Origin of the sequence: Sphingomonas turrisvirgatae, assembly GCF_001721295.1 — a bacterium.
Classification (GTDB): domain Bacteria; phylum Pseudomonadota; class Alphaproteobacteria; order Sphingomonadales; family Sphingomonadaceae; genus Sphingomonas; species Sphingomonas turrisvirgatae.
In genome coordinates this window covers 83001-101558 of sequence record NZ_MDDS01000086.1, presented here as the reverse complement: position 1 = coordinate 101558, position 18558 = coordinate 83001, and the positions used below count along the sequence as shown (strand labels likewise).

Below are 18558 nucleotides of genomic sequence, written 5' to 3'. Positions count from 1 at the left end.
GCGCCGCGATGGACCTCATCACCCTCACCGGCGAACCCTGGGCCGATTACGGCCTCATCGACTCAGGCCATGGCCGCAAGCTCGAACGCTATGGCGCGTATCGCTTCATCCGCCCGGAGCCACAGGCGATGTGGGCACCGGCCCTCGACGACTGGGCCGCGCATGGCGAGTTCACGCCTGCGCCAGACGACGAAGGCGGTGGCCGCTGGGTGTTCGACAAGCCCGTGCCGCGCGAAGGCTGGCCGCTCGCCTGGGATCAAGTCCGCTTCACCGCACAGACCACGCCGTTCCGCCATCTCGGTTTCTTTCCCGACATGGCGCCGGTCTGGTCGTGGATGCGCGAGCAGGTCGCCGGCGTGGAAGCGCCGACGATCATGAACCTGTTCGGCTATACCGGCGTCGGCACGTTGGCGATGGCGGCGTCGGGCGGCAACCTTGTTCATGTCGATGCTTCCAAGAAGTCGGTCGAGGCGGCCAAATCCAATGCCGCGCTGTCCGCCATGACCGACAAGCCGGTTCGCTGGATCGTGGACGACGCCGCCAAGTTCGTTGCGCGCGAGGTACGGCGCGGCCGGCGCTATGACGGCATCCTGCTCGATCCGCCCAAATATGGCCGCGGCCCGACCGGCGAAGTCTGGCAACTCGAACGCGATCTGCCCGGCCTGATTGCCGATTGCCGCCAGTTGCTCGATGCCGACTCGCGGTTTCTGTTCCTCACCGTCTATGCGATTCGCATGTCGGCGCTGGCGATCGGCGAGCTGTTGAACCAGCACTTCGCCGATCTGGGCGGACGCATCGAATGCGGCGAACTGGGCGTGCGCGAGGAAGCCCGCGGCCTGGTGCTGCCGACCGCGATCTTTGCGCGCTGGAGCCGCTAGCCGCGCCCCATCCGCATCGCCGCGCCGGCAACGAACGGACAGCCCCCGACCAGCAACAAGCTGACCGCACCGAGCAGCTTCAGCGCGCTCGGATCGCTGCCCATTGCGCCTGCGCCGAAAATCAGCAGCGGAACGGCAAGGGGCAGCATGACCAGCCCCGCCACCGCGCCGGCCCCGCGCAGCCCGGCCGTCAGCGCCGCCGTTGCGACGCCCAATGCAGCAAGACCCGGCGTACCGACCGCCAGGCTCACGCCCGCCGCCATCATCTGGTCGAACGAGAGGCCGAGCAGCGCGCTCGCGATCACCGTCGCCAGCAACAGGCTGGGCGCAAAGCCCAGCCAGTGGCCGACGATCTTGGCGGCGGCGACCGTCGCTTCGCCGAAACCGCGCACCGCCAACTGGTCGAGCGTCCCGCTCTCGAGGTCGGGGGCAATCAGCCGCTCGACCGGCAACAACGCGGCCAGGAGCGCGGCTGCCCAGATCACCCCACCCCCGATGCGGGCCAGCAGCTTGGGCTCCGGCCCGATCGCGAACGGAAAAAGCACCGCGACCAGCACGAAAAAGGCGATCGGCAGCGTCAGGCCCCCGGCGGCCCAGGCGCGGCGCAACTCGCGCGCGACCAACGAAGCAAAGCCGCTCATGCCGGATCGCCGATGATGATGTGCTGCGCCTGCGGCAGTGCGACCGGCGAGTGAGTCGCCACCAGGGCGATGCCACCGCCCGCGCGATGCGCGGCGATCAGCCGCTCCAGCGTCACGACTGCTTCCGCATCAAGGCCGTTGGCAGGTTCGTCCAGCAACCAGATCGGCGCGCCACTCGCCACCACGCGGGCGATGCCGACGCGTCGCCGCTGGCCGGTCGATAGCATCCGTACCGGGACGAGCGCGAGGTGCGCCAGACCGACCGCTTCCAATGCCGCCTCCACCGCATCGCCCCGCCCATCGAGCGCAGCCCAGAACCGCAGCGCATCGGCGACCGGTAATTCAGGGTCGAATGCCGCCGCCTCGGTCAGCAATGCACGACCGCCGCTCGCCTCGACACGCCCTGCCACGGGGTCCAGCAACCCCGCCGCCACGCGGATCAGGCTCGATTTTCCCACGCCGTTCGGCCCGGTCACCAGCGCAGCCTCGCCGCGCTCCAGCGTAAGGCTCAGCCGTTCGAACAGCGTCCGGCCGCCCCGCGCGCAGGTCACTGCATCCAGGATGAGCCGCGCTTCGCTCACGCCGGTCGCATCATTGCGCGGCGTCCTCCAGCGCGTGCATGTCGGCATCGCTCAGTCCGAAATGATGCCCCACCTCGTGCACCACGACATGGGTGACTAGCGCCTCGAGGCTCACGCCCGTCTCGACCCATTCGTCGAGCAGCGGACGGCGATAGAGATGGATCGTGTCGGGCAACGCCGCGATGTCGAAACTCGATTTCTCGCCCACCGGCCGCCCGCTGTAGAGCCCGGTCAGTTCGAACGGATCCTCCATTCCCATCTCGGCCAGGGTCTGCTCGTCGGCAAAGTCCTCGATCAAAAGGACGACATCGGCAAGGTGCGCCGCGAACGGCTCGGGGATGCGGGCCAGGGCCGCGCGGGCGAGTCGCTCGATATCCTCGGTGCTGGGCGCGAAGGTCGCAGGTTGATCCGCCATCGTCCCGCGCTATGCCTGCTCAAGCACAGGAGGGGAAGCATGGTCGAACAGTTGAGCCCGGCAGAGCGCGAGGATGCCCTGGAGGGTTTGCCCGAATGGGATCATGACGACGCCCGTGACGCGATCACGCGCACCTTCACCTTCGATGATTTCAGTCAGGCGTTCGCATTCATGACTCAGGTCGCCCTGCTGGCGGAGAAGGCCGACCATCATCCCGAATGGTCGAACGTCTACAACCGCGTCGATATCCTGCTGACCACGCATGACGCTGGCGGCCTGTCGGAACGCGACGTTGAGATGGCACAGGCGATCGACGCGCTGGTGGATTGAACCGCCGGCGGATCTGCGTGATGATGACGTAGACGTAAAGCCGGAGAGGGGCATGCAGGCGATCTTCATCACGGGCGGCGGTTCGGGTATCGGCCGCGCCACCGCGCAGCTGTTCGCGTCACGCGGCTGGCGCGTCGGATTGGCCGACATCAACGAAGCGGGCATGGTGGAAACGGCCCGGCTGATCGGCGACGCGCCAGTCTCGACTCACTGGTTGGACGTGCGCGATCGCGGCGGTTGGGACGAGGCACTGGCCGAGTTCGCCAGCGTCAGCGGCGGGCGGATCGACGTCGTCTTCAACAATGCCGGTGTCGGTGTCGGCGGCGACTTCGCCAGCACCACGACCGACGAGCTGCAGCGCTGCGTCGATATCAACCTGATGGGGGTCGTGTGGGGCGCCCATGCCGGCCATCGCTACCTCAAGGAAAGCCGGGGCTGCCTGGTCAACACCGCCTCGGCGGCGGGCATCTACGGCACGAGCGGGGTCGCCATCTATTCGGCAACCAAATTCGCCGTGCGCGGGTTGAGCGAGGCGCTGGACGGCGAATGGACCAACCAGGGCATTCGCGTCCGCGCGCTGTTGCCAAGCTTCATCGACACGGCGATTCTGGATGGCACCCCGGTCGGCAGCAACCACAGCATGCGCGACCGCGTGCGCGGTGCGGGGCTGGAGTTCACGCCGGTCGAAACGGCCGCGCAGACCGTGTGGGATGCGGTCCACGGCGACGGATTGCATTACCTCGTGGGGAAAACCGCACGGCGCATGTGGTTCGGCGCGCGATTCCTGCGCGGATCGATGCGCAAGATGGCGCGCGCCGGCAGCAAATAGGGGCGCGCGCTCAGTCCCGGCAATATCCCTCGCCTGTCGCCACGATCAGGCAGTCCTGCTTGCCGGACAGGTATTTGAGGCCGGTTGCATTGCCATCGCCCGCGACCACCTCCTTGGCGCCGTCCGGTCGGTTGAACGCGATGCCGTTTTCCGTCGCCACGCCGTCGAATATGCCCTTCATCTCGTCATCCAGGCCCCAGACATTGGTCAGGCGATAGCGGCCGACCGCGCCACCCGGATCCTTTTCGATCGTGAGCACCATGCCCTCGACGCCGATCCACTTGCCCAACCAGCCATCCCGGCTGGGTGCCTCGCGCGCCTTCTCGGCAGCCTTGCCGAACGCGGTGGCGTTTTTGGCAGCGGCTTCGGCTTGGGCAACGGCATTTTCGACCAGCGCGGCCTCCTGCTCGTTACTGGTTCCACCGCATGCCGAGGCCAACAGGGCCGCACCGATCACCCAAACCCGCATAGACGCCTCCAAACGCAAACTTGTCCGATCCGATATGGCCTTTAACGCAGCAACCGCCTAGAGAGCCGCAATCCCCTCGCCACAGGATTGCACCGCCCTTCCCATGCGTATCGCCATCGCTTCGGATCATGCCGCGATCGAGCTCAAGGCGGCCCTCGCCGACTGGCTGCGCGACATGGGTCACGATGTCACCGATCTCGGGCCGGACACCGCCGCCAGCGTCGACTATCCCGATTACGGTTACAAGCTGGCCGCCGCGCTCGCGGACGGCACGGCAGAGCGCGGGATCGCGTTGTGCGGCTCGGGCATCGGCATTTCGATCGCCGTCAACCGCCACCCCAAGGCGCGCTGCGCCCTGGTGGCGGAGCCGCTATCCGCCGCACTCGCGCGCGAGCATAACGACGCCAACGCCATCGCCATGGGCGCGCGCCTGATCGGCGTCGAAATGGCGAAAGCCTGCGTCACCGCCTTTCTCGCCACCGAATTCGGCGGCGATCGTCACCAGCGCCGGGTCGACAAGCTGACCACGCCCGCACTCTGAGGAACGACCGATGAGCACCAACCCGATCTCCGCCGTCCAGCCGGATGGCTTTTTCACCCACACCCTCGCCGACGCCGATCCTGCGGTGTTCGCCGGCGTCGCACACGAGCTCGACCGCGAACAGCACCAGATCGAGCTGATCGCCAGCGAGAACATCGTGTCGAAAGCCGTGCTCGAAGCGCAGGGCAGCGTCTTCACCAACAAATATGCCGAGGGCTATCCGGGCAAGCGCTATTACCAAGGCTGCCACCCGTCGGACGAGGTGGAGCAGCTGGCGATCGACCGCGCCAAGCAGCTGTTCAATTGCGGTTTTGCCAACGTCCAGCCGCATTCGGGCGCGCAGGCGAACGGCGCCGTCATGCTCGCGCTGGCAAAGCCGGGCGACACGATCATGGGCCTCAGCCTCGATTCGGGCGGGCACCTGACGCATGGCGCTCGCGCGGCGATGAGCGGCAAGTGGTTCAACGCGGTCCAATATGGCGTCACGCCCGACACGCACCTGATCGACTATGACGAGGTCGCGCGCCTGGCGCGGGAATGCCAGCCAAAGGTCATCATCACCGGTGGCTCGGCCTATCCGCGCCATATCGATTTCGCGAAGTTCCGCGCCATCGCGGACGAGGTCGGCGCGCTGTTCATGGTCGACATGGCGCACTTTGCAGGCCTCGTCGCCGGCGGCGTTCACCCGACGCCGTTCGGCCACGCGCATGTCGTCACCACCACCACGCACAAGACGCTGCGCGGCCCGCGCGGCGGCATGATCCTGACCGATGACGAGGCGATCGCCAAGAAGATCAACTCGGCGGTGTTCCCGGGTCTTCAGGGCGGTCCGCTGATGCATGTGATCGCGGCCAAGGCCGTGGCGTTCGGCGAGGCGCTGCGTCCCGAGTTCAAGTCCTATGCCGCCGCGGTGGTCGAAAATGCCAAGATTCTGGCGGCAACGCTCAAGGAGCGCGGCGCGGCAGTCGTCTCGGGCGGCACCGACACGCACCTGGCGCTGATCGACCTCACTCCGCTCGGCGTGACTGGCAAGGACGCCGACGAGGCGCTCGAGCGGGCAGGGATCACCTGCAACAAGAACGGTATCCCCAACGATCCGCTGCCCCCGGTCAAGACCAGCGGCATCCGCGTCGGCAGCCCGGCCGGCACGACGCGTGGTTTCGGCCCCGCCGAGTTCCGCGAGATCGGCAACATGGTCGCCGACGTGCTCGACGGCCTGCGCAAGAATGGCGAGGCTGGCGATGCGCAGGTCGAAGCGAACGTCAAGGCACGCGTCCGCACGCTGTGCGAACGCTTCCCGATCTATCCGGAGGGCTGACGGTGTTCGGCGCGGGTCCGCGCTACCGTGAGGTCGCCAGATAATGCGCTGCCCATTCTGCGCGAGCGAGAACAGCCAGGTTAAGGACAGCCGCCCCACCGAAGACGGGGCGGCGATCCGGCGGCGGCGCCAGTGCGAGGCGTGCGCCGCGCGCTTCACGACGTTCGAGCGGATCCAGCTGCGCGAACTGACCGTGCTCAAGTCCGAGGAAAGGCGCGAGCCGTTCGAGCGCGAGAAGCTGATCCGCTCGGTTTCGATCGCCTGCCGCAAGCGCCCGATCGGCGGCACGCAGATCGAGCGGCTGGTGTCGGGCATTCAGCGCCAGCTCGAAACGCAGGGCGATGGCGAGATTCCGTCGCAGCGCATCGGCGAACTGGTGATGGACGCGCTCAAGGACCTGGACTCAGTCGCGTACATCCGCTTCGCCAGCGTCTATCGCGACTTTCGCGAAGCCCGCGACTTCGAGGAGTTTGCGAGCAATGTGAACGAGGTCGCGAACAAGTGAGCGATCCTGCCCCCAACCCCGTCGTCGTTCTCGTTCGTCCGCAATTGGGCGAGAATATCGGCAAGGCGGCGCGCGCCATGCTGAACTTCGGCCTCACCGAAATGCGCCTCGTAACGCCGCGCGACGGTTGGCCGAACCCAAGCGCCGGCCCGGCGGCGAGCGGCGCCGACATCGTGCTCGAACGCGCCAAGGTGTACGACTCGGTCGCCGACGCCACCGCCGATTGTGCTCAGGTCTATGCCACCACGGTGCGCAAGCGCGGCGTGACCAAGCCGGTCGTCACGCCCGCAGAGGCCGCGACGGAAATCCATGCGCAAGCCGGCCGCTGCGCGATCCTGTTCGGCCCGGAGCGTTCGGGGCTAGAGACCGAGGACGTCGCACTAGCGCGCAAGATCGTGACCGTGCCGATCAACCCGGAATTCGGCTCGCTCAACCTCGCCCAGGCGGTGATCCTGGTCGCATATGAATGGTCCAAGGGCCGCGACCTGGCGCAGCCGCCGCTGACCGACCTAGACCCGCCCGCCCCGCAAGACGAGCTGGAGGGGCTAATCGCGCATTTCGACAAGCTGCTCGAAGGCAGCGGCTATTACTTCCCGCCGGCGCGCGTCCCCGCGACGAAGCTGACGCTGCGCAACGTGCTGACCAAGCCGAGCTGGACCGCGCAGGAGCTGCGGACGCTGCGCGGCGTGCTCTCGGCGCTGGAGGGGCGCAAGGCGCATCGGGGCTAGTAGGCGGCGACGCCACCCGTTAGGCGTCGGCCATGCCCGTTACCCAAGCCGATATCGATCTCGCCAACCGCCTTGCCGACGCGGCGGGCGCGGCGATCCGCCCCTATTTCCGCGCCGAACATGGGCTTGAGGCAAAGGCCGACGCCTCGCCCGTCACCCTCGCCGACAAGGAGGCCGAAGCGGCAATGCGCCGCCTCATCATCGCCGAGCGCCCGATGGAGGGGATCATCGGCGAGGAAGAAGAAGAGCGCCCCGGAACCAGCGGCCGCACCTGGATTCTCGACCCGATCGACGGGACGCGCAGCTTCATCGTGGGCCGCCCGATCTTTGGCACCCTGATCGCGCTGCTCGACAATGGCTGGCCCGTGCTCGGCATCATCGACCAGCCGATCATCGCCGAGCGCTGGGTCGGCGTCACCGGACGCGAGACGCTGTTCAACGGCAAGCCTGCGCAGGCGCGCACCTGCCGCGAGCTTGGCCAGGCGCTGCTCGCCACCACCTCGCCCGCTCTGTTCGCCGACGATCAGCTGCACGCGTTCGAGCATGTCGATGCACAGGTGATGAGCACGGTGTTGGGCGGCGACTGCTACAATTACGGGCTGGTCGCCTCGGGCCATCTCGACCTGGTGATCGAGGCGGGGCTGAAGCTGCACGATTTCGCCGCGCTGGTCCCGGTGGTCGAAGGCGCGGGCGGGCGCATGTGCGACTGGAATGGCGACCCGCTCCATGCCGGCAGCAATGGCGAAGTCATCGCAGCAGGCGACCCGGCGCGGATCGAGGAGATCGTCGAGACGCTGGCGTGCCGCGGCGGACATTAGTTTGATCCGCTTACGCAGAGAGCTGCACCGCTGGCGGTTGCAAAACCGCCACAAACCAGCTAACTGCCCGCCTTTCCGCGATTCAGGGGAACCGCCCGGCTAACAAGGGCTGCCGGGGCTGTTCGTGATCGTCGCGCGTAAAAGGAGACGAAAATGCCCAAGATGAAGACCAAGAGCGGTGTGAAGAAGCGCTTCAAATTCACCGCGACTGGCCTGGTGAAGCACGGCGTCGCCGGCAAGCGTCACCGGCTGTCCAGCCACAATGCGAAGTATATTCGCACCAACCGCGGCACCTCGGTTCTCTCCGAAGCTGATGCCGGCCATGTGCGCCTCTGGGCGCCCTACGGCCTCAAGTAAGGAGTAGACGACCATGGCACGTGTCAAACGTGGTACGACCACCAAGGCGAAGCATAAGCGGATTTTGGATCAGGCGAAGGGCTATTACGGCCGTCGCAAGAACACGATCCGCATCGCTCGCCAGGCCGTCGAAAAGGCCGGTCAGTACGCCTATCGCGATCGCAAGGTTAAGAAGCGCAGCTTCCGCGCCCTGTGGATCCAGCGCATCAACGCCGGCGTCCGCGCCGAGGGCCTGACCTATTCGCAGTTCATGCATGGCCTGAAGCTTGCGGGTATCGAACTGGACCGGAAGGTCCTGGCCGACATCGCAATGCATGAGGGCGAGGCGTTTACCGCCATCATCGCTCAGGCGAAGGCGGCGCTGCCCCAGGCCGCTTGAAGGCAGCCTGTCGCAATCGAACAAATGGGGCGTCGGTGGCAACACCGGCGCCCTTTTTGATTTTCGGGGTGGGTCGCGCACCCCATCCGTCATCCCGGACTTGTTCCGGGATCCACCCGGCGGCGCGAATGCGGCAAGACGCTTGAGCGCGGCTCGCTCGGCAAGCTGGACCCCTGCACGACGCCGGGGTGACGAACGCGAGATTATGAGGTGACGAAATGACCCTCAACACGTGGTGGCTCTATGTCACCGCCTTGTTCCTGATCTGCGCCACGCCGGGGCCCAACATGCTTCACGTCATGGTGCAGAGCATCCATCACGGCGCGCGCCGTTCGATGATCTCGATGACCGGGCTGATGACCGCGAACATCGTTTGCCTGCTCGCGTCGGCCGCCGGACTCGGCGCGCTGCTGAAAGCCTCGCCGGCGCTGTTCGACGTGCTCAAATATGCCGGCGTCGCCTATCTCGTCTGGCTGGGTATCAAGGCCTGGCGCGCACCGGTCGGCTCGCATGACGCAAGCGCAGATCGCCCTGCCCCGCCTTCGTTCAGGGCGATGTATCTGACCGCGCTCGGCACTGGATTCTCGAACCCCAAGCTGATCATCTTCGCCGCCGCGCTGTTTCCCCAGTTCATCGACACCGCCCGGCCGCTGGGTCCACAGCTCGCCATCCTGATCGGGAGCTTCACCGCGATCGAAGGGCTGTGGTTCACCATCTACGCACTCGGCGGACGCTCGCTCGCCGCCTGGCTCGCTCCGGCAAACCGCCAGCGGATCTTCAACCGCGCCACGGGCGGCGTGTTCGTCGCGTTCGGCGCGGCATTGCTCGGCAGCCGCGTCTAAAGCTTGACCTGAACGCCCGACTGCGGTTCGGGCACATGCGACCAATGAACGGAACTTCGATGACCGATCTCGATCAACTCAAGGCCGACCTGCTCGTCGCGGTGGAAGCCAGCGCCGGGCTCGATGCGCTCGACGCGGTGCGTGTCCATGCGCTCGGCAAGCAGGGCGCGGTCACCGGTCTGCTCAAGACGCTGGGCGGCATGAGTGCCGAAGAGCGGCAGGAAACCGGCCCACGCATCCACGCGCTGCGCGAAGCTGTCACCGACGCGATCGCGGCGCGGAAGGCAGCGCTGGAATCCGCTGCGCTCGAAGCCAGGCTCGCCAGCGAGACGATCGACCTGACGCTGCCAGCCGACACGATCCCCGCCGGCACCGTCCACCCGATCAGCCAGGTGATGGACGAGCTGGCCGAGATTTTCGCCGATCTTGGTTTTGCGGTCGCTACCGGACCTGAGATCGAGGACGACTGGCATAATTTCACCGCGCTCAACATTCCCGAGACGCATCCCGCGCGTGCGATGCACGACACCTTCTATCTCGCGGGCGAGCATGAAAAGCCGATGGTGCTGCGCACGCACACCTCGCCGGTGCAGATCCGCACGATGACGTCGCAGGAACCGCCGATCCGCATCATCGCGCCGGGCCGCGTCTATCGCAGCGACAGCGACGCCACGCACACCCCGATGTTCCACCAGATCGAAGGGCTGGTGATCGACAAGGGGCTGACGCTCGGCCACCTCAAGTGGACGCTCGAAACCTTCCTCAAGGCCTATTTCGAGCGCGACGACATCGTCCTGCGCCTGCGGCCCAGCTACTTCCCTTTCACCGAACCCTCGGTGGAGGTCGATGTCGGCTACACGCTGATCAAGGGAAAGCGCGTGATCGGCGGCAGCGGCGACGCAGCCGACGGCGGCTGGATGGAAGTGCTGGGCAGCGGCATGGTCCATCGTAAGGTGATCGAGGCATGCGGCCTGGATCCCAATGAATGGCAGGGCTTCGCCTTCGGCACCGGCGTCGATCGCCTTGCAATGCTGAAATACGGGATGGACGATTTGCGCGCCTTCTTCGACGGCGACCTGCGCTGGCTGCGCCATTACGGCTTCTCGGCGCTCGACGTACCCACGCTGTCGGGAGGAGTCGGCGCATGAAGTTCACGCTGTCCTGGCTCCATGAGCATCTCGAAACTGGCGCCTCGGTCGAAGCCATTGCCGCCACGCTCAACCGCATCGGGCTTGAGGTCGAGGGCGTCGAAAATCCCGGCGAAGCGCTTGCCGCGTTCAAGGTCGCGCGCGTGCTCACCGCCGAGCGCCACCCGCAGGCAGACAAGCTTCAGGTGCTCTCGGTCGATACCGGCAGCGGCGATCCGCTTCAGGTCGTGTGCGGCGCGCCCAATGCGCGCGCTGGCCTGGTCGGCGTGCTCGGCCTGCCGGGCGCAACCGTGCCAGCCAATGGCATGGTGCTGAAGGTCGCGGCGGTACGCGGTATCGAATCCAACGGCATGATGTGCTCCAGCCGCGAGCTGGAACTGGGCGATGACCATGACGGCATCATCGAACTGCCCGCCGATGCACCGGTCGGCACGTCCTTCCCCGACTATGCCGGCCTCAAGGATCCGGTGTTTGATATTTCAGTCACGCCTAACCGGCAGGATTGCATGGGCGTTCGCGGCATCGCGCGCGATCTCGCGGCAGCAGGCCTTGGGACGCTCAAGCCACTCGCGGTAGACCCTGTCGCGGGCGAAGGCCCCGGCCCCGACGTGCGCACCGATGATGCAGCAGGCTGCCCGGCATTCTTCGCCCAATCGGTCAGCGGCGTCACCAATGGCGCCTCGCCCGAATGGCTGCAGCGCCGATTGAAGGCGATCGGGCAAAAGCCGATCAGCACGCTGGTCGACATCACCAATTATGTGATGATCGACCTTGGCCGTCCGCTCCACGTCTATGACCGCGCCAAGCTCGATGGTAGGCTGGTCGCGCGCAAGGCCAAGGCTGGCGAGGAAGTGCTTGCGCTCAACGGCAAGAGCTATGCGCTCGACGAGACGATGACGGTGATCGCGGACGCCAGCGCCGTCCACGACATTGGCGGCATCATGGGCGGCGAACATTCGGGCTGTTTGGAGAGCACCACCGACGTGCTGATAGAATGCGCCTATTTCGATCCCGAACATATCGCGCGCACCGGCCAAAAGCTGATGCTCACCTCCGACGCGCGCACCCGGTTCGAACGCGGCGTGGACCCTGAGTTCCTCGACGATGGCTTGGCAATTGCGACGCGCATGGTGATCGACCTGTGCGGCGGCAGCGCCAGCGGCGTCACGCGTTCGGGCGCCGCGCCGCATGTCGGTCCGGTGATCGGCTATGACCCCGCGCTGGCTGAAACGCTGGGCGGCCTCGACGTGCCGGTCGAGCAGCAGAAGCACATCCTTGAATCGCTCGGCTTCGCGGTCGAACCGCTCGACGCCAATGGCGATCCGGTTGCGCTGGGCGCCCCGTTTGAAGTGCTGCGCGTGATCGCGCCGAGCTGGCGCCGCGACATCGACGGCCCGGCCGACATTGTCGAGGAAGTGATCCGCATCGCCGGCATCGACAATGTGCCGTCGACGCCGCTGCCGCGCGCGCCCGGCGTTGCCCGGCCGACCGCGACGGCCGAGCAGAAGCTGGAACGCCGCCTGCGCCGCAGCGCGGCGGCCCGCAGCCTCAACGAAGCCGTCACCTGGAGCTTCATCGCCGAGAAGGAAGCCGCTGCCGTCGGTGGTGGCGCCTGGACGCTGGCCAACCCGATCAGCGAGGACCTCAAGGTCATGCGCCCGTCGCTGCTGCCGGGCCTGTTGATGGCGGCCGGCCGCAATCTGAAGCGCGGCGCGACCAGTGTTCGCCTGTTCGAACTCGGACGCCGCTACCTTGCCGATGGCGAGAAGTTCACGCTCACCGTGCTGCTGACCGGAGACCGCAGCCCACGCGGCTGGGCAAGCGGCAAGGCTCAGCCGTTCACCGCCTATGATGCCAAGGGCGAAGCCATCGCGCTGCTCGAAGCGGCCGGCGCGCCGGTCGCTAACCTGCAGGTGATGGGTGAAGCGGGCGAAGCCTGGCACCCCGGCCAGTCGGGTACGTTGCGGCTGGGTCCCAAGACCGTGCTGGCAAGCTTTGGCATGCTGCACCCCAGCCTGCTCAAGGCGTTCGACCTGTCGGGCGCGGTGGCAGCAGTGGAGATCTTCATCGACGCGATTCCGGGCAAGCGCGGCAGTTCGGGCTTCATGCGCCCGGCTTATACGCCCCCGGCGCTGCAGGCGGTGACCCGCGACTTTGCCTTCCTGGTGCCCACCGCGCTGCCGGCCGGTGACCTGGTTCGCGCGATTCGCGGCGCGGACAAGGCGGCGATCGTCGATGCGCGGCTGTTCGACCAGTTCACCGGCGCGGGCGTCGAGGACGGTCACAAGAGCCTCGCCATCGAAATCACGCTGCAACCGGGCGAGAAAAGCTTCACCGACGCAGACTTGAAGGTGATTGCCGACAAGGTTGTCGCGGCCGCGGGCAAGCTTGGCGCGACGCTGCGGGGATAGTTGCCGCACTGTTCCCGCGGAATGAAGGAGCAAGGACATGAAGACCGCCCTCATCACCGGCGCGACCGCCGGCTTCGGCGCTGCCGCCGCGCGGCTGTTCACGGCCGCCGGCTGGCGCGTGATCGGGACCGGGCGCCGGGCCGACCGGCTCGAAGCGCTGGCCGCCGAACTCGGCCCGGACAAGTTCCATGGCGCGGTGTTCGATATCCGCGATGACGCCGCGCGCGACGCGGCGCTCGACACGCTGCCCGAGGCGTTTCGCGGCATCAACCTGCTGGTCAACAATGCCGGCCTCGCGCTCGGCACGCAGCCCGCTCAGCAGGCCGACCTGCAGAACTGGCGCACGATGATCGACACCAACGTCACCGCGCTCGTCTCGATCACGCACAAGCTCTTGCCATTGCTGATCGAGCGCAAGGGCGCGATCATCAACCTGTCCTCGGTCGCGGCGACCTACCCCTATGGCGGCGGGAACGTCTATGGCGGGACCAAGGCGTTCGTGAAGCAGTTCAGCCTCAATCTGCGCAGTGACCTGGCCGGCACCGGCGTTCGCGTGACCTCGATCGAGCCGGGCATGGCCGAAACCGAATTCACGCTGGTCCGCACCGGCAGCCAGGAAGCCTCGGAAAAGCTTTACGGCGGCGCGAACCCCATGACGGCCGAAGACATTGCCGCCATGCTGCTGTGGGTTGCTTCGCTGCCCCTGCATCTCAACATCAACGTGATGGAGATGATGCCGGTGAACCAGAGCTTCGCCGGCTTCGCGGTGCATCGCGCAGGCTAGTCCGGACCGCCGATCGCCTGGCAAAGATGGGCGGAGGCATTGCGCCCCCGCCCGCCCGGACCTCAGTCCCGCTCGCGCCCGGCGCTGCCCATATACAGTTCGCTGCCGGTTTCCTTGAACACCGCACTCATCGCCGCCATGCCGGCTTCGGCCTCCTCCGCCGCGACGAAGCTTTCGACCGGCGCGTTCTGCTTGGCGGCAAAGTCGCGCACTTCCTGCGTGATCTTCATCGAGCAGAATTTGGGCCCGCACATCGAACAGAAGTGCGCGGTCTTCGCGCCTTCGGCCGGCAGCGTCTGGTCGTGATATTGCTCCGCCGTGTCGGGGTCGAGCGACAGGTTGAACTGGTCGCGCCAGCGGAATTCGAAGCGGGCGCGGGAGAGGGCGTCGTCGCGCATCTTGGCCGCCGGGTGCCCCTTGGCGAGATCGGCGGCGTGGGCGGCGAGCTTGTAGGTGACGACGCCGACCTTCACGTCGTCGCGGTCGGGAAGGCCCAGATGCTCCTTGGGCGTGACGTAGCAGAGCATCGCCGTGCCGTACCAACCGATCATGGCCGCGCCGATGCCGCTGGTGATATGGTCATAACCCGGCGCGATATCGGTGGTGAGCGGCCCAAGCGTGTAGAAGGGGGCTTCGCCGCACGCCTTCAGCTGCTTGTCCATATTCTCCTTGATCTTGTGCATCGGCACATGGCCCGGGCCCTCGATCATCACCTGAACATCCTGGTCCCAGGCGCGCTTGGTCAGTTCGCCAAGCGTATAGAGTTCGGCGAACTGTGCCTCGTCATTGGCGTCGGCGATCGATCCGGGGCGCAAGCCATCACCCAATGAATAGGCGATGTCGTACGCCTTCATGATCTCGGTAATCTCGTCGAACTTCTCATAGAGGAAGCTCTCCCGGTGATGGGCGAGGCACCATTTGGCCATGATACTGCCGCCGCGCGAGACGATGCCGGTGACGCGCTTGGCCGTCAGCGGAATGTAGGGCAGGCGGACGCCCGCATGGATGGTGAAATAGTCGACCCCCTGCTCCGCCTGTTCGATCAGCGTGTCGCGGAAGATTTCCCAGGTCAGGTCCTCGGCGATGCCGCCGACTTTCTCCAGCGCCTGATAGATCGGCACGGTGCCGACCGGGACCGGCGAATTGCGCAGGATCCATTCGCGGGTGTCGTGGATGTTGCGGCCGGTCGACAGGTCCATGATCGTGTCGGCGCCCCAGCGGATCGCCCAGACCATCTTGTCGACTTCCTGTGCCACGTCGCTGGCGACAGCAGAGTTGCCGATATTGGCGTTGATCTTCACCAGGAAGTTGCGACCGATCGCCATCGGCTCGGATTCGGGGTGGTTGATGTTGTTGGGGATGATCGCACGGCCACGGGCGACTTCGTCGCGAACGAACTCGGGCGTCACATAATCGGGGATACTGGCACCCCAGTCCTGCCCATCGCGGACATATTCGGCTAGCCTCTCGCGGCCGAGATTTTCGCGGGTGGCGACATATTCCATTTCGGGCGTGATGATGCCGCGACGGGCATAGTGCATCTGGCTGACGTTCGCGCCAGGCCTGGCCCGCAGCACCTTCTTCCGCACGTTCGGGAACGGCTGAACCCCGCCGGAACGGTCGGGGCCGAGTTGGCCGTTATCCTCCGGCCGCACTTCGCGCTGGGCAATTTCCTCGACATCGCCGCGGTCCCGGATCCAGTCGCGGCGCAGTTCGGGCAGGCCGGCCATGATGTCGATGTGGGCGTCGGGATCGGTATAGGGGCCGGAGCAATCATAGACGCGCAGCGGCGGCTCGCCGCTCGACGGCTCGAGATCGATCTCGCGCATCGCGACCTTGAACGGTCCGACATGGACCTTGCGGCTGCCACGAATCGGACCGGTGGTGACTGGAAGTTCGGTGCGTGCGGGCCGCTGGCTTCCTGCAGAAGTCAGCCCAATCTGTGCGTCAATATCGGCCATTGTCAGTTCCACTCCATGCGGAGGGACACGGACCGGTGGACACTGGCCGCTCCCTCCCTACGCCGGTGTCAACCGGATCAGGTTCAGCGGGTCGAAGGCTCCAGCCTTCCTCTCAAGCGCGGATCGGCGCTCCCCCGGGGATGGACATGGGTCTATGCGCGATCGTGCGCGCTGTCGAGCGACGCGTACCACTGGGCATATGGCGTGTTCTTCGCAAGATGACGGTTCCAGTCCGGTGCGCCATCGCTCCACCATACCGGCCCGCGCTCACCCAGCGCGCGCTTGGCGGCGTCCACTCGTGCGCGGGCGTCGGGTTCTTTTGCTCGCACCGCCCGACGCGCGGCCATTAACTCGCGGACCAGCTGTTCGCGAGTCGTTTCGGGCAGCGCCGGGTTGCTGGTCCGCCACAGCCGGCCGCGCACCACGAAGTAGCGGCCGTCCGGGGTGATCGGATAGTTCAGAAGGTGACCGCCAGGCCCGCGCCCACCGTCCAGTTGTGGCGGTTGCCGGCGATGCTGACGATGGGTGAGTCGGCGAAGTCGCCCACCAGCTTGCGGTAGTTGAAGCCGGTGACGAGCGCCAATCCCTTGGTCAGATTGCCGGTCAGCGCATAGGTGAACATGCCGCCGAAGCTGATGTCCTTCTGCCCGCCCTCCGGCATGAACACCGGCAGGCCGCTCGCCACACTGCCCAGCGGGGTGACGCCGAAATAGGTGCGGGCATAGCGGTCCTGAACGATCTCGGCCGAGGCGAAGACCCCGACCAGCGCCTTGGTGCTGAGCGGCGTCGTATAATTGACTGACGGGGTGATGATCCCGCTGCGGTGAATGCGCGTTACGTCATGGCGATAGGACGCGCTGATCGAAAGCGTATCGTAATCGTGCAGAATCCCGGTCTTGCCGATCCCGACATAGCCGCCGACCTCGACCGCGGTATCGATCTCGCCCAGCGCGCGCACGCGAACATCCTCGATCGCATCCTGATTGGTGCGGTTGAAGTTGATGACCGCCACCGGGCCGAGCTGGAAGTTCCACCCCTGCCCCTCGCGATCGGGAATGAGGTCGAGGCTGGCCCGATTGCCAAGGACGGTGAAGCTCATGCCCCAGACGGTGCCGTTCGCAGCCGGAAGCGGGGTGAAACGCTTGTCGTCCGACCCTTCGTAGTCGGGCAGCCAAGCGACGCCGGCGCCGATCGACAGCCGTGCCCGCCCTTCCCGGGCGGCGGCGGCTTGTTCGACCGTGGCGGCTTGCTCGGGCTGAGCCTCGGCCGCCGCGGCATCGATCGCCTCCGCCGGCGGCGCATCCTGCGCAAAGGCTGGCGAGGCGACAAGGGCGGCGAGGACGAGCAAGCTGCGCATTAGGTTGTTCCCTGAAACCGTTTCAGGGCCGCAACGCCGCGCCGCACAAAAGGATGCAGCCCGATAGTGATTCAGATCACAGCAGGTAACGCATCTTCACCTGCTGTGGATTCGCCGCACCATCGACCGGGAAACGCGCGGCATCGAACTTGGGCGGACCGAAGCGGATGACGGGGTTGCGGCTGAAGCCAAAGCCCTCGCGCGGGATGCCCATCAGCGTATCGAGCTTCTTGTTGCCGTTCTCGTCATGGATGATCGCGGCGGCATAATTGCCCGGGGTCAGACCTTCGAACTGCACGCGCGGAGCGGTCGCCTTCACCGTCCGGCTGACGGCACGCGGATCGTCCTTGCAGTCGGGAAAGCTTTCCGGTCGCGCGGTCAGGCAGATCTGCAGCACGCCCTTGGCCGAGCGCAGGTTGACGATGTCGAGTTCAAGCGACGCGATCGGCGACGCGCCCAGCAGCAGCACGCCGAGCGGCAGCACGCCGAGCGGCAGCATCATGGCTGCGCGCGAAATCCCCGACCCCTTCGTCGGTGCCGCACAGCCTGTCCCAGAAGCGGAAGTAAAGCCCATAATTGCACCCATATCGCTCATGATGCTTCTGGTGATGGCTCGCGGTGATCAACCACGCGCCAAGCGGCCCCCGCCACATCACCCGTGGAAACACCTCCCACCCCATGTGATTGGTCACACCCATAACCGTCATGATTCCAAGCACAAAGCCCAATGCGGCGACGTGAATAGGAATTAGGAAGACCAGTGTCGGAATGACCACAGCACCGGTCAGCGCCTCGATCGGGTGAAAGGCCATTGCCGCCCACGCAGTCGGGGGCCGGCTGGCATGATGCACGGCATGCGCGAGCCGGAACGGGCGCGGGCGGTGCATCCAGCGATGGGTCCAGTAGAACCAGCTGTCATGCGCGAACAGGTAGAGAAAGACCGACAGCGGCAGATACCATAGCGGGTACTCGCTCGCGTCCGTATAGATCCGCGTCCAGCCCAGGTTCTGCCACCCCCAGGCGACGACGCCTGCGGGGACGCCATAGATTGCCGCGCTCGCCAGGCTCCACCCGATCTCCTTGCGCACCTGCGCATTAAGTCCGGCATACAGCCCGGGATGCCGCCGGCGGGTCCCCCAGGCAAAAGCGCCGGACACGACCAGATAGCGCACGCCGACGATCAGCGTCATCGCGACGGCGGAGAGGAGAATTGCGGACCACATGTGCGCCGTCTTACAGCAATTCCCCCGCGCCCTGCCATGCATT

General features: G+C 66.2%; 23 protein-coding genes and 1 riboswitch. Of the genes, 14 read left to right on the top strand and 9 right to left on the bottom strand.

Features of this window, described 5'->3' with window-relative positions:
* The first annotated feature begins 8 nt into the window (after positions 1-8).
* Positions 9-878, top strand: a complete 870-nt coding sequence (locus BFL28_RS19700; protein WP_069322220.1) for a class I SAM-dependent methyltransferase — start codon at positions 9-11, stop codon at positions 876-878.
* On the opposite strand, the gene BFL28_RS19695 is transcribed toward BFL28_RS19700, so the two are convergent.
* Genes BFL28_RS19695 through BFL28_RS19685 form a run of 3 tightly spaced genes read right to left on the bottom strand, consistent with a single transcriptional unit; the run spans position 875 to position 2515 of the window.
* The gene (locus tag BFL28_RS19695; RefSeq protein ID WP_069322219.1) at positions 875-1519 is read right to left on the bottom strand and encodes a heme exporter protein CcmB; all 645 of its coding nucleotides are present in this window, start codon (positions 1517-1519) and stop codon (positions 875-877) included. The genes BFL28_RS19700 and BFL28_RS19695 overlap by 4 nt on opposite strands.
* Positions 1516-2148: a heme ABC exporter ATP-binding protein CcmA gene (gene ccmA / locus BFL28_RS19690; RefSeq protein ID WP_069322218.1), complete on the bottom strand. Its 633-nt coding sequence runs from the start codon at positions 2146-2148 to the stop codon at positions 1516-1518. The genes BFL28_RS19695 and ccmA overlap by 4 nt, the downstream gene beginning before the upstream one ends.
* On the bottom strand, positions 2111-2515 hold the full coding sequence (locus tag BFL28_RS19685) for a metallopeptidase family protein (protein WP_069322217.1): 405 nt from the start codon (positions 2513-2515) through the stop codon (positions 2111-2113). The genes ccmA and BFL28_RS19685 overlap by 38 nt, the downstream gene beginning before the upstream one ends.
* Before the next feature lie 39 nt (positions 2516-2554).
* Between BFL28_RS19685 and BFL28_RS19680 the strand changes: the two genes are divergently transcribed.
* The gene (locus BFL28_RS19680; RefSeq protein WP_069322216.1) at positions 2555-2845 is read left to right on the top strand and encodes a 4a-hydroxytetrahydrobiopterin dehydratase; all 291 of its coding nucleotides are present in this window, start codon (positions 2555-2557) and stop codon (positions 2843-2845) included.
* A 52-nt stretch (positions 2846-2897) separates the two neighbouring features.
* Complete coding sequence (locus tag BFL28_RS19675; RefSeq protein WP_069322215.1) at positions 2898-3674, top strand: SDR family oxidoreductase; 777 nt, start codon at positions 2898-2900, stop codon at positions 3672-3674.
* Positions 3675-3684: 10 nt separating this feature from the next.
* Here the strand turns inward: BFL28_RS19675 and BFL28_RS19670 are convergent, their stop codons facing one another.
* Positions 3685-4143 carry a hypothetical protein gene (locus BFL28_RS19670; protein WP_069322214.1) on the bottom strand — a complete coding sequence of 153 codons (459 nt, stop codon included), beginning with the start codon at positions 4141-4143 and terminating at the stop codon, positions 3685-3687.
* 103 nt (positions 4144-4246) lie between these two features.
* Here BFL28_RS19670 and rpiB point away from each other — a divergent pair, with 103 nt between their 5' ends.
* The 11 genes from rpiB (at position 4247) to BFL28_RS19615 (ending at position 13974) form a co-directional block, all read left to right on the top strand.
* Positions 4247-4684 (top strand): ribose 5-phosphate isomerase B, encoded by a 438-nt coding sequence (rpiB, locus tag BFL28_RS19665; RefSeq protein ID WP_069322213.1) that lies wholly within the window; start codon positions 4247-4249, stop codon positions 4682-4684.
* A gap of 10 nt (positions 4685-4694) precedes the next feature.
* Positions 4695-6002: a serine hydroxymethyltransferase gene (gene glyA, locus BFL28_RS19660; RefSeq protein ID WP_069322212.1), complete on the top strand. Its 1308-nt coding sequence runs from the start codon at positions 4695-4697 to the stop codon at positions 6000-6002.
* Between the two features lie 43 nt (positions 6003-6045).
* The gene (nrdR, locus tag BFL28_RS19655) at positions 6046-6507 is read left to right on the top strand and encodes a transcriptional regulator NrdR (protein ID WP_069322211.1); all 462 of its coding nucleotides are present in this window, start codon (positions 6046-6048) and stop codon (positions 6505-6507) included.
* Complete coding sequence (locus BFL28_RS19650) at positions 6504-7235, top strand: RNA methyltransferase (protein WP_069322210.1); 732 nt, start codon at positions 6504-6506, stop codon at positions 7233-7235. Before nrdR ends, BFL28_RS19650 begins: the two co-directional genes overlap by 4 nt.
* A gap of 32 nt (positions 7236-7267) precedes the next feature.
* Positions 7268-8053 carry a histidinol-phosphatase gene (gene hisN, locus BFL28_RS19645; protein WP_069322209.1) on the top strand — a complete coding sequence of 262 codons (786 nt, stop codon included), beginning with the start codon at positions 7268-7270 and terminating at the stop codon, positions 8051-8053.
* Positions 8054-8206: 153 nt separating this feature from the next.
* The gene (gene rpmI, locus BFL28_RS19640) at positions 8207-8410 is read left to right on the top strand and encodes a 50S ribosomal protein L35 (RefSeq protein WP_069322208.1); all 204 of its coding nucleotides are present in this window, start codon (positions 8207-8209) and stop codon (positions 8408-8410) included.
* Between the two features lie 13 nt (positions 8411-8423).
* Positions 8424-8789, top strand: a complete 366-nt coding sequence (gene rplT, locus BFL28_RS19635; protein WP_010543146.1) for a 50S ribosomal protein L20 — start codon at positions 8424-8426, stop codon at positions 8787-8789.
* 218 nt (positions 8790-9007) lie between these two features.
* Positions 9008-9631, top strand: a complete 624-nt coding sequence (locus BFL28_RS19630) for a LysE family translocator (RefSeq protein ID WP_069322207.1) — start codon at positions 9008-9010, stop codon at positions 9629-9631.
* 59 nt (positions 9632-9690) lie between these two features.
* Positions 9691-10779: a phenylalanine--tRNA ligase subunit alpha gene (pheS, locus tag BFL28_RS19625; RefSeq protein WP_069322283.1), complete on the top strand. Its 1089-nt coding sequence runs from the start codon at positions 9691-9693 to the stop codon at positions 10777-10779.
* On the top strand, positions 10776-13190 hold the full coding sequence (gene pheT / locus BFL28_RS19620; RefSeq protein WP_069322206.1) for a phenylalanine--tRNA ligase subunit beta: 2415 nt from the start codon (positions 10776-10778) through the stop codon (positions 13188-13190). The genes pheS and pheT overlap by 4 nt, the downstream gene beginning before the upstream one ends.
* Before the next feature lie 37 nt (positions 13191-13227).
* Positions 13228-13974, top strand: a complete 747-nt coding sequence (locus BFL28_RS19615; protein WP_069322205.1) for an SDR family NAD(P)-dependent oxidoreductase — start codon at positions 13228-13230, stop codon at positions 13972-13974.
* Between the two features lie 62 nt (positions 13975-14036).
* Here the strand turns inward: BFL28_RS19615 and thiC are convergent, their stop codons facing one another.
* The 5 genes from thiC to BFL28_RS19590 form a co-directional block, all read right to left on the bottom strand.
* Complete coding sequence (gene thiC / locus BFL28_RS19610; RefSeq protein ID WP_069322204.1) at positions 14037-15935, bottom strand: phosphomethylpyrimidine synthase ThiC; 1899 nt, start codon at positions 15933-15935, stop codon at positions 14037-14039.
* Positions 15936-15972: 37 nt separating this feature from the next.
* Positions 15973-16082: riboswitch (TPP riboswitch) on the bottom strand.
* A gap of 5 nt (positions 16083-16087) precedes the next feature.
* The gene (locus BFL28_RS19605; protein WP_241527416.1) at positions 16088-16360 is read right to left on the bottom strand and encodes a hypothetical protein; all 273 of its coding nucleotides are present in this window, start codon (positions 16358-16360) and stop codon (positions 16088-16090) included.
* A gap of 32 nt (positions 16361-16392) precedes the next feature.
* Entirely contained in the window at positions 16393-17292 is a 900-nt protein-coding gene (locus BFL28_RS19600) for a MipA/OmpV family protein (RefSeq protein ID WP_069322202.1), read from the bottom strand.
* Positions 17293-17368: 76 nt separating this feature from the next.
* Positions 17369-17794 carry a DUF2141 domain-containing protein gene (locus tag BFL28_RS19595; RefSeq protein ID WP_241527415.1) on the bottom strand — a complete coding sequence of 142 codons (426 nt, stop codon included), beginning with the start codon at positions 17792-17794 and terminating at the stop codon, positions 17369-17371.
* Positions 17724-18515 carry a sterol desaturase family protein gene (locus BFL28_RS19590; RefSeq protein WP_069322200.1) on the bottom strand — a complete coding sequence of 264 codons (792 nt, stop codon included), beginning with the start codon at positions 18513-18515 and terminating at the stop codon, positions 17724-17726. The genes BFL28_RS19595 and BFL28_RS19590 overlap by 71 nt, the downstream gene beginning before the upstream one ends.
* Between the last annotated feature and the right edge of the window lie 43 nt (positions 18516-18558).